Raw genomic sequence first — 14387 nt, forward strand, 5'->3', positions numbered from 1 at the left:
ACAAACCTCCCATGCTTGTTGGTCTTGGGCGGGCAGGCGTACGGTCTGATACTGCTCGACCTGTCCCCATCCGCATTCTCGGGCAAAATTGCCGGAACGGCAATCGGACTTTCGTCCCTGTCCCCTAAAGCGCGTCGCCAGTTCACGGTTTTGGGCGTGGTAACCGGCTGCCACCACCTTTTCCCCGCTCTGCCCATAATTGGCTCCACACAAGGGCGGAGACTGATTTGGCCAAAGCGATTCATTCCATGATCCGGGTTCTCGACGAGGCCCGATCCGTCGATTTCTACAGGAATGCCTTCGGGCTCGATGTTGCCGACAGGTTGGACTTCGAGACGTTCACACTCATTTACCTCAGCAACGCCGAAACCGGGTTCGAGCTCGAATTGACCGTGAACAAGGGCAGAGACGAGCCCTACGAGCTCGGCGATGGTTACGGCCACCTCGCGGTTTCGATCGCCGACCTCGACAGCGAACATGACCGCCTCGGTGCTCTCGGCTTCAACCCGAAGAAGATCGTCGAGTTCAACCATGACGGTTCGCCGATCGCCCGCTTCTTCTTCATCGAGGATCCGGACGGCTACAAGATCGAAGTTCTGCAACGAGGAGGCCGCTTCCAATAGGAGACATGCGGCCGCACCGGCGGGGGTGCTGCGCCAGTAACGGCGCTCTCAAGCGTTTCGCCCAAAAGTGCGCAGCGATTTTGGGACAACGAGATGCACAAACAAGGTCTTGAAGCACATCAATTGTGACGCGCTTCAAGGGGCGCAAATAGCAAGCAGGGAGGAATATTATGGTCACGATCTATGACGGGAAGCCTGGACTTTCACGTCGTGAGCTTCTCAAACGCGGGGGCATCGGTGCGTTGCTCGTCATTTCCGGCAGCGCGGTCATCAGCCCCGAACATGCCTGGGGGCTCGAGACATCGGCGCTCAAGCCCGAAACCATGGCGACGCTGATCCAGATGGCGCGCGACATCTATCCGCACGATCAGGTTCCCGACAAATACTACGCCATCGCCGTGAAAGGCCATGACGAGCAGGCCGGCAAGGACTCCGCCTACAAGACGATGATCGAAGATGGCATCGCCGAACTCGACAAGAAGTCGGGGGATGGAGGCTACCGGGGCCTTGGCTGGGAGGAGCAGCGCGTCGCGGTGCTGAAGCAGATCGAGGCGACGCCGTTCTTCCAGGCGATCCGTGGCGGCCTCGTCGTCAGCCTCTACAACCAGAAAGAGGTCTGGCCGATCTTCGGCTACGAGGGCGAGTCCTTTTCCAAGGGCGGCTACATCGCGCGCGGTTTCAACGACATCGAGTGGCTTTGAGTCCCGTCGTTCTTGAACCCGCAAACAGAAAATCATGGGAGGAAACCATGGCAACAGCTTTTGACCTGAACAACGACGGCGTGGTCGTCATTATCGGCTCGGGCGCCGGCGGCGGTACGCTCGGCAACGAACTTGCCCAGAAGGGTGTCGACGTCGTCATCCTGGAGGCGGGTGCGCGCCACGAATATGAGGATTTTATCAACGACGAGTGGGATTCCTTCACCCAACTCGCCTGGAAGGACAAGCGCACCACCTCCGGCGACTGGCGCGTGGCCAAGGATTTTCCGAACCTGCCGGCCTGGATCGTCAAGTCGGTCGGCGGTTCGACGACTCATTGGGCCGGAGCGTCGCTGCGTTTCCAGGAGCACGAGTTCAAGGCGCTGTCGACCTACGGCAAAGTGGAAAGTGCCACCCTGCTCGACTGGCCGATCACGCTGGCAGAGATGGAGCCTTACTATGCCAAGGCCGAAGCCAAGATGGGCGTCACCGGGACCAATGACTGGCCGAGATTGCCGGGCAACAACAATTTCAAGGTGTTGAAGGCGGGCGCCGACAAGCTCGGCTACAAGGAATGCCACACCGGCAACATGGCGATCAACTCGGTCGAGCGCGACGACCGCTTGTCCTGCCAGCAGACCGGCTTCTGCTTCCAGGGCTGCAAATGGGGCGCCAAATGGTCGACGCTCTACACCGAGATCCCCAAGGGCGAGGCGACAGGCCATCTCGAGGTCAGGCCGAACGCAATGGCGATCAAGATCAACCATGACGCCTCGGGAAAGGTGACCGGTGTGGTTTATGCCGACAAGGACGGCAAGCTGCAGGAGCAGAAAGCCCGTATCGTCGCCGTCGCCGGCAACTCGATCGAAAGCCCGCGGCTGCTGCTCAATTCGTCGTCGGGCAAATTCCCCGACGGCCTCGCCAACTCATCCGGCCAGGTGGGCAAGAACTACATGCGCCACACCACGGGCTCGGTCTATGCCATCTTCGACAAACCGGTGCACATGTATCGCGGCACCACCATGGCCGGCATCATCCGCGACGAGGCGCGCCATGATCCGTCACGCGGCTTCGTCGGCGGCTATGAGTTCGAGACGCTGTCGCTCGGCTTGCCGTTCATGGCGGCCTTCCTCGATCCAGGGGCCTGGGGCCGCTCGTTCACCACGGCGCTCGACCACTACGACCACATGGCCGGGCTGTGGATCGTCGGCGAGGACATGCCACGCGCGGAGAACCGCGTCACACTGCATGCCGACATGAAGGACGAGCACGGCATGCCGATCGCCGAAGTGCATTTCGACGATCACCCGAACGACACTGCGATGCGCAACCATGCCTACAAGCAGGCCTCTGCGCTTTACGCCGCGGTCGGCGCCACGCGCACCTTCCCGACGCCGCCCTATCCGTCGACCCACAATCTCGGCACCAACCGGATGAGCGAGAAGGCGGCCGACGGCGTCGTCAACAAGCATGGCCAGTCGCACGACATCAAGAACCTGTTCGTGTCGGACGGCAGCCAGTTCACGACGGGTGCCGCTGAAAACCCGACCCTGACGATTGTGTCGCTGGCGATCCGCCAGGCCGATTACATCGCCGCGCAGATGTCGGCCAAGACGATCTGAGCCGGCAAGACATCGCCCCGTAGCCGGGGCGATGCGAAATCCTGACGTCCTCCCGGACCGCCAAGCGGAACGCGTAACGCGCGTTCCGCTTTTTTCGATCGAGCTAGGCGCCGACCGGCTGCCCGTCCTTGCGGCGGATGGCGACCACGGACGGGCGGGGCAACTGGCCGTCCTTGAAGTCGGGCCACAGTGTCTGCACCTTGTCGAGCGTCTCGGCGTCCTCGGCCGGGTGCTGGACCGACAGGAACAAGGTCGTGCCGTCGGGGGTGAAGCAGGGGCCGGTCGCTTCGGCGCCATGCGGGCACGTGAACAGCAGCTTCGGCAGACCACGCGCCGGGCCTTCGGTGTCGACGCCATAGACGCCGTCCGGCAGGTCGAAGTCATTGGCGCCGTCGGTCGCCACCCACAGCCGGCCGGCCGGATCGAAGGTGATGTTGTCGGGGCAGACGAACCAGCCATTGTCCGATGTGTCCGGATGGAAGGTTGCGCCGACCGCGGCGTCCTTCGGATTGCCGCACAGCACGAACAGATCCCAGGCATATTTGTCGGCGGTATGGTCGGCGTCGGCGCCGCGGCCGCCTGGCGGGATCAGTTCAACGATGTGGCCCCAGAGGTTTTCCGGACGCGTGTTGGCCGGATTGATCTTCGACTGGTCGCGCTTCTTGTTCTTGGTCATCACCGCATAGACGCGGCCGGTCACCGGATTGGTCTCGATGTCCTCGGGACGGTCCATCGGCGTTGCACCCAGCGCATCCGCCGCGAGACGCGTTTTCAACAGTACTTCGGCCTGATCGGCAAAGCCGTTTTCAGCCGTAAGCTTGCCCTGGCCGTGAACCAGCGGCAACCATGTCATGGAGCCGTCGGCGTCGTAGCGCGCGACCGAAAGCACGCCATCGTCCAGCAGGTCGTTGCCGGAGGCCGGCTTGGCCGGATCGTAGGCCTTGCTCGAGACGCGAAGCGGTACATGTATTCGAAATAATCGTCGTCGCCCATGTAGACGACGACGCGGCCGTCCTTGTTGAGGACGACCGTCGACGCCTCATGCGACATGCGGCCAAGCGCGGTGCGCTTGACCGGCTTGGACCGGGGATCATAGGGATCGATCTCGACCACCCAGTCGAAACGGTTGGCCTCGTTCGGCTCCTTGTCGATGTTGAAGCGGTCGTGGAAGCGGCCGCGGCCGTAGATGTCGGAACCGTCGAAGCCATAACGATCGAGGATGTCTGCGGTCGGCGCCTTCTTCGGATCGCCGCCGAACAGGTCGGAAACACCCTCCTCGCAGGTCAGCACGGTACCCCACGGGGTGAAACCGCCGCTGCAATTGTAGCTGGTGCCGAACACTTTCGTGCCGGTGGCATCGGCCGAGGTCTGCATCAAGGCGTGGCCGGCAACCGGGCCGGAGACGGTCATTTCGGTGTTGACGGTGATGCGGCGGTTGAGCGGGCTGTCCTCGACCAACGACCACTTGCCGTCCTTCAACAGCACTTCGACGATCGAGTGGCCCATGGCGGCCATGCCGAGATCGACCTGTTCCTTGCTCATCGTCTTGCCGGCGTCATCCTCGGTCATGCCGGGAAACATGACGTTTGGCGAGATGTATTCGTTGTTGACGCAGAGCAGGCCGTGGTCGGAATTGACCGTGCCTTTCGGCAGCGGCAAGAAGGCGATGTAGTCGCAGTTATAACCAAAGCGCTTCTCCTGCTCGGCGGCGGCGACCTTGTTGCCGTCGAAATCCGGCAGACCCGCGACGAGCGGGTCGCCCCAGCGTGCCACGATCGTGGTCTCATAGCCCTCGGCGGCGGCGTGGGTCTTGTCGTAGACGCGCTTCAACTCGGGAAAGCCAAGTGTGGAAAGCGCCGCCGCGGCATGTGTTTCGCCGGCAAACAACGAACCGACGAAGCTGCCGCCGGCAATCAAGGCACCCGATGCGAGGCTGCCCTTCAGGAGACTACGGCGCGAGACGCGCTCGGCTATGACGTCGCGAATGACAGGGGAGGATGAAGACGGGGAGTTGGCCATTGTGTCTGCCTCTCAAGGTGGATGGTGACGGCGCACCGCTGCCTATCCAGTTTCGGCAACATCCAGATGACATGAGAGACAGGCAGGCCCGCCGAGGCGGCTGCCATTGCCAGGGAATAGCTTATTGATCGGTTCCTTTGGTGCACGTCGAGGCGGTGAAGGCGCCGTCGGGCTGCTTCATGATGATGTCGAAGGAGGGCGCACTCTGGCCGTCCAGCGTTGCCTGGGTCAGCGACAGCGAGTTGCCGCCAGTGGTATAGCCACCCAGTGGTCCAAGCCACGAGATCACGCCGTTTGCATCCATCTGGTAATTGTAGCCCTGCTGGGCGGTCCCGAAGGTGACCGGGCCGCTGTAGACGTTGCCCTTGATGGTGATATCGCCGAGGTCGAGGAACATGCCAAGCAGGTACACTTCGCAGTGGTAGGTGCCGTCGGGCATCTTGCCGTCGCTGAAGTCGGCTCGGGCAGTGCCGGTCGCTGCCGCCAGAAGCAATATGCCGATAAAAATGTGTGAAATGCCGGATGCCATGACGTCGCTCGTTTGAGGGGCGAGCTTGCCCTATTTCTGCGCCGAGCCGCAACCTGTGTCGTCCGCGATCCGCTGGCGAAGTTCAAAAACTAGGCACGTTGCCAATTTGGACAAAAATTAGGCAAAACCCTTGTGCGCTGCGCAAATTTCTCTCAATCAATTTTTAACGAATCCTCTTAGTTTTCATAAGGCTAATATACCAAACGACTGATAATATTGAACTATCGTCTGTTGTTTAGCCTCTCCCCGGCGATTGGCATGGGGGTTGCATTGTATTGGTGCGGTGCAATCAACCAGCCTGGGAGTGTTAGGCATGAGGGGTAATTTCTCGACAATAACAAAAATGTTTTCGGCGAGCGTCGTTGCCGCCGGCCTGTTGATGTCCGCGCCTGCCAGGGCGGCCGACGACACGATCAAGGTCGGCATTCTCCATTCGCTGTCGGGGACCATGGCGATCTCGGAGACGACGCTGAAGGACGCCATGCTGATGCTCATCGACGAGCAGAACGCCAAGGGTGGACTGCTTGGCAAGAAGCTCGAAGCCGTGGTCGTCGATCCGGCTTCCAACTGGCCGCTGTTCGCCGAAAAGGCGCGCGAGCTGATCTCCAAGGACAAGGTCGCCGCGGTGTTCGGCTGCTGGACCTCGGTGTCGCGCAAATCGGTGCTGCCGGTGTTCTCCGAGCTCGACAACATCCTGTTCTACCCCGTCCAGTATGAGGGCGAGGAAAGCGAGCGCAACGTGTTCTACACGGGTGCCGCGCCCAACCAGCAGGCCATTCCGGCCGTCGACTATCTGATGAGCGAGGACGGCGGTTCGGTGAAGCGCTGGGTGCTTGAAGGCACGGACTACGTTTATCCGCGCACCACCAACAAGATCCTCGAGGCCTATCTGAAGGCCAAGGGCGTCGCGGCGGAAGACATCATGGTCAACTACACGCCGTTCGGCTTCTCCGACTGGCAGACCGAAGTTTCGGCAATCAAGAAATTTGGTTCGGCAGGCAAGAAGACCGCCGTCGTCTCGACCGTCAACGGCGACGCCAACGTGCCGTTCTACAAGGAACTCGGCAACCAGGGCATCAAGGCCGAGGACATTCCCGTCATGGCCTTCTCGGTCGGCGAGGAAGAGCTTGCCGGTCTCGACACGGCGCCGCTGGTCGGCCATCTCGCCGCCTGGAACTATTTTGAGAGCGTCGATACGCCCGAGAACAAGAAGTTCATCGCCGACTGGCACAAGTTCATCAAGAACGACAAGCGCACCACCAACGACCCGATGGAAGCCCATTACATCGGCTTCAACATGTGGGTGAAGGCGGTTGAGAAGGCCGGCACCACCGATCCGGACAAGGTCATCGACGCCATGATCGGCGTCTCGGTGCCCAACCTGACCGGCGGCTATTCGACGATGATGCCGAACCACCACATCACCAAGCCGGTGCTGATCGGTGAAATCCAGGCCGACGGCCAGTTCGAGACGGTTTCTCGCACGCCGGGACTGGTGATGGGCGACGAATGGTCCGACTACCTGCCTGACTCCAAGGACCTGATCTCCGATTGGCGCGCGCCTCTGTCCTGCGGCAACTTCAATGTCGCCACCGGCAAATGCGGCGGCAAGGGCACAAACTGATCCTCCCGGGCTGACCAGGTCTGGACCGCAGGTCCATGACCTCAGACCGCAGCGTCCGGACGGTTTCCTCCGCCGTCCGGACGCCCAATTCAAACGTTCAAGGGTCGCCTGAAGCCGATGAACCTGTTGCGCGCGATTGGCCTGACGCTTTTGTTCCTGCTGGCGACGCTGTCGTCGTCGGGTGCTGGCGAAGCCGATTTGCGTGGCATCATCGCCAACTTCGCGACGGCCAAGGGCTTTTCGGAGACAGGCACTGTCGTCCACGACCTTGCGGCTACAGGTGATCCGGCTGTCGAATGGCCGCTTGCGGCACTTGCCGACGGCAACCTCTATATCCGCAAGGCGGATTCGCTGGTCTTCGTCGGCAAGGAAGCGGGCGACAGTGTCGAGCTGTTCGATCCGCTGAGCGGCGAAAAGTCGGCGGATGCCGCCAAGGACGACATCACCAAGATCAAGGTCAACAACACGCTGCGACGCGTCATCCGCGATGCGCTGGGCACGCTGACGCTCGGCGCCAAGGATCCGGCCGTGCGCATCGCCGCCGCCGACACCATGTTCAAGACACCCGATGCCGCAAACATCGGGCCGCTCGATACCGCGATCGCCAGCGAGTCCGTGGCGAGCGTCAAGGCCCTGCTCGAACAGGCCCGTGCCGCTTCGGTTCTCGTCTCGGATCGGCCAGATGCCGACAAGCTCGCCGCCATCGCGCTGATCGGCGCACGGAGCGACCGCAATGCCGTTTCGATGCTCACCTCGGTCGAGGCGAACGCCTCGGGTGCGGTCCAGGAGGCGGCGACGGCCGCAATTGCCAACATCAATTCGACGCTGGCATTCTGGGATGCCGGCCAGAACATCTGGTACGGGATTTCGCTGGGCTCTGTGCTGCTGCTGGCGGCAATCGGGCTTGCCATCACCTTCGGCGTCATGGGCGTCATTAACATGGCGCATGGCGAGATGGTCATGCTCGGCGCCTACACGACCTTCGTCGTCCAGCAGGTGATCCGCACATCCTTTCCCGGCCTGTTCGACTGGTCGCTGGTGATCGCGCTGCCGCTCGCCTTCCTCGTCGCGGCGCTTGTCGGTCTGGCCATCGAGCGCGGCGTCATCCGCTTCCTCTACGGGCGGCCGCTGGAGACGCTGCTGGCGACGTGGGGCGTGTCGCTGATCCTGCAGCAGGCGGTGCGCAGCATCTTTGGGCCGACCAACCAGGAAGTCGGCAATCCCTCCTGGATGTCGGGCTCGTTCAATGTTGGCCAACTCGCGATCACCTGGAACCGCCTCTGGATCCTGGTTTTCGCGCTCACCGTCTTTGCCGTGCTGCTCTATGTGATGAAGCGCACGCCCTGGGGGCTGCAGATGCGTGCCGTCACCGCCAACAGGCGCATGGCCGCCTCGATGGGCATCAGGACGCCCTGGGTCGACGCGCTGACCTTCGCGCTCGGTTCCGGCATTGCCGGCATCGCCGGTGTCGCGCTCAGCCAGATCGACAATGTCTCGCCCAACCTCGGCCGCGGCTACATCATCGACAGCTTCATGGTCGTCGTCTTCGGCGGTGTCGGCAATCTGTGGGGCACGCTGGTCGGCGCCTTCTCGCTCGGCATCGTCAACAAGTTCCTCGAGCCCTATGCCGGCGCGGTGCTCGGCAAGATCGTCGTGCTGGTCCTGATCATCCTGTTCATCCAGAAGCGCCCGCGCGGCCTGTTCGCGCTCAAGGGCAGGGCGGTGGAAGCATGATCACCGGACGCTTCTTCGCCGCGGGTGCGGACCGCCGCATCGCCATCACGATTCTCATCCTCTTGGCGGTGGCCGTCATCGTGCCGCTGCTTAACCTCGCAGTGTCGCCGACCAGGGCCTTCTACGTGCCGTCCTACATCGTCGCGCTCACCGGCAAATATCTCTGCTATGCGCTGCTCGCCTTGGCGCTCGACCTTGTCTGGGGCTATTGCGGCATTCTCTCGCTCGGCCACGGCGCCTTCTTCGCGCTCGGCGGCTATGCGATGGGCATGTATCTGATGCGCCAGATCGGTGCGCGGGGCGTCTATGGCAATCCCATCCTGCCGGACTTCATGGTGTTCCTCAACTACAAGGAATTGCCCTGGTTCTGGTATGGTTTCGACCATTTCTGGTTCGCCGGCCTCATGGTGCTGACGGTGCCCGGCCTGCTCGCTTTCGTCTTCGGCTGGTTCGCCTTCCGCAGCCGTGTCACCGGCGTCTACCTCTCCATTATCACCCAGGCCATGACCTATGCGCTGCTGCTCGCCTTCTTCCGCAACGACATGGGTTTCGGCGGCAACAATGGCCTGACCGATTTCAAGGATATTCTGGGCTTCAATGTGCAGGCCGACGCGACGCGTTCGGCGCTGTTCGCCGCCAGTGCGGTGACGCTCGCGCTCGCCGTCTTCGTCACCTGGGCGACCGTCGGTTCCAAATACGGCAAGCTCCTGATGGCGGTGCGCGACGCCGAGAGCCGCACCCGCTTCCTCGGCTGGCGGGCGGAGAATGTGAAGCTGTTCGCCTTCACCGTGTCGGCGGTCATGGCCGGCATCGCCGGCGCCCTCTATGTGCCGCAGGTCGGCATCATCAATCCCGGCGAGTTTGAACCGTCCAATTCGATCGAGGTGGTGATCTGGGCGGCCGTCGGCGGGCGCGGCACCATTGTCGGGCCGATCATCGGCGCTTTGCTGGTCAATGCCGGCAAATCCTGGTTCACCGGCGTGCTGCCGGAATTCTGGCTGTTCGCACTCGGCGGCCTGTTCGTTGCCGTCACGCTTTTGCTGCCCAAAGGCATCGTCGGCATGTGGGATTCCTGGCGCGGCAACGCAAAGGCGCTGCGGGCAGCATCTCTGGCCGAGGAGGCCGGCACCGACCCCGTCGCCCCGCCGCCGCAGAAGATCGTTCGCAGCGCGGCGACAAAGCCGGGCGACTGGTCCTCGTCCAGCCCCGAACCGCAGCCGGCGGAGTGAGCGATCATGAACAAGTCGCACACGATCCTCTATCTCGACGGCGTCTCGGTTTCCTTCGACGGGTTTCGCGCCATCAACAATTTGTCGCTGGTGCTCGACAAGGGTGAGATGCGCGCCATCATCGGCCCCAACGGGGCCGGCAAGACGACGATGATGGACATCGTCACCGGCAAGACGCGGCCCGACGAGGGCGAGGTGTTTTTCGACGGCCAGATCGACCTGACCAGGCATGATGAAGCCGAGATCGCCATGATGGGCATCGGCCGCAAATTCCAGAAGCCGACGGTCTTCGAAAACCACACGATCGAGGAGAATCTGATGCTGGCGCTGAAGGGGCCGCGTTCGATCTTCCCGGCGCTGCTCCATCGTCGCTCGACCGCCGAAGCGCGGCAGATCGACGACATTCTCGGCATCATCCGGCTCGGTGACAAACGCGACCAACTGGCGGCAAATTTGAGCCATGGACAAAAGCAGTGGCTGGAGATCGGCATGCTGCTCGCGCAGGACCCGAAGCTGCTGCTGGTCGACGAGCCGGTCGCCGGCATGACCGATGCAGAGACCGAGGAAACCGCGCGGCTGCTCAAGGAGATCGCGCGCGACCATTCGGTCATCGTCGTCGAGCATGACATGCATTTCGTGCGCGAGCTGGGCGTCAAGGTCACCTGCCTGCACGAAGGCTCGGTGCTGTCCGAGGGCACGCTCGATTTCGTGTCTGCCGACGAGCGCGTCGTCGAAGTCTATCTAGGGAGATGAGCATGGTCTGGCGGGTTCAATTCCATCGCTTCGATTTGTCCTTCCTGCGGTTCTGGAGAAGGCGCTGACATGCTCGAAGTTTCCGATGCCACGCTCCACTACGGCGCCGCTCAGGCGCTGCGTGGCGTGTCGCTGAAGGCGGGTGCCGGCAAGATCACCTGCGTGCTCGGCCGCAACGGCGTCGGCAAGACCAGTTTGATGAGATCGATCGTTGGCCACCATCGGCTGACGAGCGGAAGCGTTGCCTTCGAGGGGAAGGCGCTCGACCGGAGCGCGGCGTATGACCGCGCCCGGTCGGGCATCGCATTCGTACCGCAGGGCAGGGAGATCTTTCCGCTGCTCACGGTGCGGGAAAACTTGGAATCGGGCTTCGCGCCGCTGAAGCGTGCCGACCGCAACGTGCCCACCCATGTCTTCGAGTTGTTCCCGGTGCTGAAGCAGATGCTGGGCCGCCGTGGCGGCGACCTTTCCGGCGGCCAGCAGCAGCAACTCGCCATCGGCAGAGCGCTGGTGATGCGGCCGAAGCTGTTGGTGCTCGACGAACCGACGGAAGGCATCCAGCCGTCGATCATCAAGGATATCGGCCGCGCCATCCGCTACCTGCGCGACCAGGCGGGCATTGCCGTGCTCTTGGTCGAACAATATCTCGATTTCTGCCGCGAGCTTGCCGACGAGGTCAACATCATGGACCGCGGCCTGATCGTCCACACCGGCCCGGCGGAAGATCTCGACAGGGCGGATGTCCGCAAATTCCTGACCGTCTAAAGCGCGTCGCATCCAAACGGAGTCAAACGATACGTTTTAGATCTGTGTTTTTGTGCATGTCGTTGTCCCAAAACCGTTGCGCACTTTTGGGCGACATGCACTAGAATCAGTACTGGACTTCCGGTGATGGTCCGAAGTCTTTCGCAAGCCCAATATTTCTCCGACCCGACAATCCGCGTCTCTGGCGTAGCGGCGGCTGCGTGCTAGTCTTTTCTTGGCTTTTGTGAGTCGGCCGTTTCCGTATCAGTCTGGTTCTATCGCAGATCGAGGGGCGCGGCGAAGGCCGGGCAAGTTCCACGCAAGCATGCATTCCTAGCTTCCCTCCTGCGATCTGATTGTCGTTCAACGCGTTTGGGCACACAGGCTAAGGGACAGCCATGGAACGTTACGTCGAGGACTACCAGAAGCGGCGGCTAACCGAGCGCGTCGACATCATGACAGCCATCAACATATTAAGGTCGCAAGGGTACGATCGCGACGAACTGATCGAGGAGATCACCAAGGTCTTCTATGTCGATCTCGATGCTTTCAACGAAATCGTCATGGCGGCGTAGGGCTGCCTTCACTCACGATGGTCTTGCCGAAACCGGCAAGGCTGTCCCGACGATATGGTCAACATATTATGGTCAACATATCAGGATCGCAGCTAACCCACGCGCCGGAGTGGCGAGGCGGTGACGCGGTTGCGGCCGCCACGCTTGGCGGCGTAGAGCGCGTTGTCGGCGGCGCTGAGCACCTTGTCGAAGCTGAGGCCCTCCTTGGTGCCGAAAGCAAATCCGGCACTGACCGTGCATGTCAGGGAACCCGTCTCGGTTTCGATGCGGCACGCGGCGAAGGCGGCCCGTATGGCCTCGGCCGTGGCCTCCACCGTTTCGGGCAAGGTCCGCTTCAGCACCAGCGCGAATTCCTCGCCGCCCATGCGCGCGGCGACGTCGGTCGGGCGAAGATTGCCGGCGAGTTCCCTGGCGAACACCCTCAGCACCTCGTCGCCCGCGGCGTGGCCGAATTCGTCGTTGATGGCCTTGAAGCCGTCGAGGTCGAACACAACCACGGCGGTGAAGGCGCCGACCGGAGCATTGCCGTGCAGGTCGAACAGCGCGCGCCGGTTGAGCAGACCCGTCAGCGGGTCGGTCAGGGCGTTGTGGCGGTGATGCCTGGCCAGACGCCCTTGATTGAGCGCCAGTGACAGCGCGCCAATGCCGGTCATGCTGGCGATGACAATGATGAGGCTCAACTCTTCGGCCCAATTGCTCGGCGCATGCCCCAGTATCAGCTTTCCGTCCCAGGCGAGAACGATGGCGCAAAGAGCGAAGGACGCGGCCGTGGCCGAATAGAGTGCGGTGATGCCGATCGTAAGCGCTGGGGCTTCGTTGCGGCCCTTCCAGTATTCGAACGCCGTTGCGAACAGAAGCAAGGCGGCGAACAGGTTCTCGAACATGAAGCCGAGACCGTCATAGCCGAGAGCCATGGCAGGTAGCGCGATGGCCAGCGAAATGCTGCCAAACACCGCTCGCGGGATCGGCGAGCCGCCGGTTCTGAACTGGTAGGCCGCGCCCAGCATGGCTGAGAAACCAAGCAGGAGCAGGGCAAGTGTCGCAATGCCGAGCAGGCGCCCGGGCATGTCGATATAGGCGTCATAGGCAAAAATGTCGGCGACAACCAACAGCAGGCTGACCGCCCATGTCAGCAGGAATTTCTCTGAGCGGGCGGTCAACCACATGCCAAACAGTGTCAGGCCCAGACAGGTGGCGGAAAAACCGACAGCCAGCAGAAGTGAAGTGTAGTCGAGCGACATGCCCCTCGTTCCTTGCCGGCGGCGATCCCAGCTCTGCGGCTTGGCCAGGCTGGATTCATGCAGCAAGGAGGTATCGATAAGGTTACGAAGGTGCCGAAATTGCCACGATTGGACGCCTTGCTGCGCCAAAAACGCTTTGGAAAGGCGTTTCGCGTGAAAGTCTTATGCCGATGTTCTTAGTCGGCCAACCGCTTCAACAGCGCCATGGCGCCGAACGGTGCGCGCACCTTGCCCTCGGTGATGAAGTAGACGAACACGTCGCGCGGTTTGACCGGCGCTTCGGTCGAGGGATCGGCGCGCGGCAGGTCGGCCGGCACCTTGCCTTCTGCCCACGTCCTGGCGCGCGCGGCCCATTCATCCAGGCCTTTGGGCGTGTAGCAGTCGGGATTGTCGTCGCTGCCGGTCTGCAGCCGGGCATAGATGAAATCGCCGGTGACGTCGGCGATCGCCGGATATTTGGCGTGGTCGGCATAGACGATCGCCGCTTTGTATTTGCGCACCAGCGCGGCGAATTCCGGCACGATGAAACTGTCGTTGCGGACCTCGACTGCGTGGCGCAGCGCAACGCTGTCCTGCTTTTCCGGGAGCAGCTTGAGGAAGGCTTCGAAATCGTCCGGATCGAACTTTTTCGTGGGCGCAAACTGCCACAGGATCGGTCCGAGCTTTTCACCAAGCGCCGTCACCCCCGAGCCGAGGAAGCGCATCATCGATTCACCGGCCTCGCCGAGCACGCGCCGGTTGGTGACGAAGCGGTTGCCCTTGAGCGAATAGACAAAACCGTCTGGCGCTTCGCTCTCCCATTTCACGAAGGTCGGCTCCTTGAAGCTGGAATAATAGGTGCCGTTGACCTCGATGCTCGTCACCTGCCGGCTGGCATATTGCAGTTGCTTGGCCTTGGATAGCTTTTCGGGATAAAAGGACGTATCCCAGGGTTCGAACGTCCAGCCGCCCATGCCGGAGCGGATTGTTCCCGATTTACTCACTGCCTTCCTCCCG

At 62.0% G+C, this 14387-nt stretch carries 14 protein-coding genes; 9 read left to right on the forward strand and 5 right to left on the reverse strand.

Going from position 1 to position 14387, the window contains the following annotated elements; all coding sequences use genetic code 11:
• Window positions 1-227 precede the first annotated feature (227 nt).
• The 3 genes from HNQ71_RS18245 (at window position 228) to HNQ71_RS18255 (ending at window position 2943) form a co-directional block, all read left to right on the forward strand.
• On the forward strand, window positions 228-623 hold the full coding sequence (locus HNQ71_RS18245; RefSeq protein WP_184874016.1) for a VOC family protein: 396 nt from the start codon (window positions 228-230) through the stop codon (window positions 621-623).
• A 170-nt stretch (window positions 624-793) separates the two neighbouring features.
• Entirely contained in the window at window positions 794-1324 is a 531-nt protein-coding gene (locus HNQ71_RS18250; protein WP_184874018.1) for a gluconate 2-dehydrogenase subunit 3 family protein, read from the forward strand.
• A 47-nt stretch (window positions 1325-1371) separates the two neighbouring features.
• Window positions 1372-2943: a GMC family oxidoreductase gene (locus HNQ71_RS18255; RefSeq protein ID WP_184874020.1), complete on the forward strand. Its 1572-nt coding sequence runs from the start codon at window positions 1372-1374 to the stop codon at window positions 2941-2943.
• Window positions 2944-3046: 103 nt separating this feature from the next.
• On the opposite strand, the gene HNQ71_RS34885 is transcribed toward HNQ71_RS18255, so the two are convergent.
• The 3 genes from HNQ71_RS34885 to HNQ71_RS18265 form a co-directional block, all read right to left on the reverse strand.
• Entirely contained in the window at window positions 3047-3832 is a 786-nt protein-coding gene (locus HNQ71_RS34885; RefSeq protein ID WP_425492241.1) for a PhoX family protein, read from the reverse strand.
• Window positions 3793-4962 carry a PhoX family protein gene (locus HNQ71_RS34890; RefSeq protein ID WP_246461627.1) on the reverse strand — a complete coding sequence of 390 codons (1170 nt, stop codon included), beginning with the start codon at window positions 4960-4962 and terminating at the stop codon, window positions 3793-3795. Before HNQ71_RS34890 ends, HNQ71_RS34885 begins: the two co-directional genes overlap by 40 nt.
• 121 nt (window positions 4963-5083) lie before the next feature.
• Window positions 5084-5491, reverse strand: coding sequence for a hypothetical protein (locus HNQ71_RS18265; RefSeq protein ID WP_184874022.1), 408 nt, complete (start codon window positions 5489-5491; stop codon window positions 5084-5086).
• Between the two features lie 313 nt (window positions 5492-5804).
• On the opposite strand from HNQ71_RS18265, the gene urtA reads away from it, so the two are divergent.
• The 6 genes from urtA (at window position 5805) to HNQ71_RS18295 (ending at window position 12150) form a co-directional block, all read left to right on the forward strand.
• Window positions 5805-7115, forward strand: coding sequence for an urea ABC transporter substrate-binding protein (gene urtA, locus HNQ71_RS18270; RefSeq protein WP_184874024.1), 1311 nt, complete (start codon window positions 5805-5807; stop codon window positions 7113-7115).
• Between the two features lie 117 nt (window positions 7116-7232).
• Window positions 7233-8849, forward strand: coding sequence for an urea ABC transporter permease subunit UrtB (gene urtB, locus HNQ71_RS18275; protein ID WP_184874026.1), 1617 nt, complete (start codon window positions 7233-7235; stop codon window positions 8847-8849).
• On the forward strand, window positions 8846-10078 hold the full coding sequence (urtC, locus tag HNQ71_RS18280) for an urea ABC transporter permease subunit UrtC (RefSeq protein WP_184874027.1): 1233 nt from the start codon (window positions 8846-8848) through the stop codon (window positions 10076-10078). Before urtB ends, urtC begins: the two co-directional genes overlap by 4 nt.
• Before the next feature lie 6 nt (window positions 10079-10084).
• A complete protein-coding gene (urtD, locus tag HNQ71_RS18285) occupies window positions 10085-10831 on the forward strand; it encodes an urea ABC transporter ATP-binding protein UrtD (RefSeq protein ID WP_184874029.1) in 747 nt (248 codons plus the stop codon).
• Window positions 10832-10900: 69 nt separating this feature from the next.
• Window positions 10901-11596 carry an urea ABC transporter ATP-binding subunit UrtE gene (urtE, locus tag HNQ71_RS18290; protein WP_184874031.1) on the forward strand — a complete coding sequence of 232 codons (696 nt, stop codon included), beginning with the start codon at window positions 10901-10903 and terminating at the stop codon, window positions 11594-11596.
• Between the two features lie 377 nt (window positions 11597-11973).
• On the forward strand, window positions 11974-12150 hold the full coding sequence (locus HNQ71_RS18295; protein WP_184874033.1) for a hypothetical protein: 177 nt from the start codon (window positions 11974-11976) through the stop codon (window positions 12148-12150).
• A gap of 92 nt (window positions 12151-12242) precedes the next feature.
• Here HNQ71_RS18295 and HNQ71_RS18300 read toward each other — a convergent pair whose 3' ends face one another.
• Together HNQ71_RS18300 and HNQ71_RS18305 are read right to left on the reverse strand one after the other, a co-directional pair.
• Window positions 12243-13391, reverse strand: coding sequence for a GGDEF domain-containing protein (locus tag HNQ71_RS18300; protein WP_184874395.1), 1149 nt, complete (start codon window positions 13389-13391; stop codon window positions 12243-12245).
• A gap of 176 nt (window positions 13392-13567) precedes the next feature.
• On the reverse strand, window positions 13568-14374 hold the full coding sequence (locus HNQ71_RS18305; RefSeq protein ID WP_184874035.1) for a DUF72 domain-containing protein: 807 nt from the start codon (window positions 14372-14374) through the stop codon (window positions 13568-13570).
• Window positions 14375-14387 lie beyond the last annotated feature (13 nt).

It is taken from the genome of Mesorhizobium sangaii (assembly GCF_014207355.1).
Lineage (GTDB): Bacteria > Pseudomonadota > Alphaproteobacteria > Rhizobiales > Rhizobiaceae > Mesorhizobium > Mesorhizobium sangaii.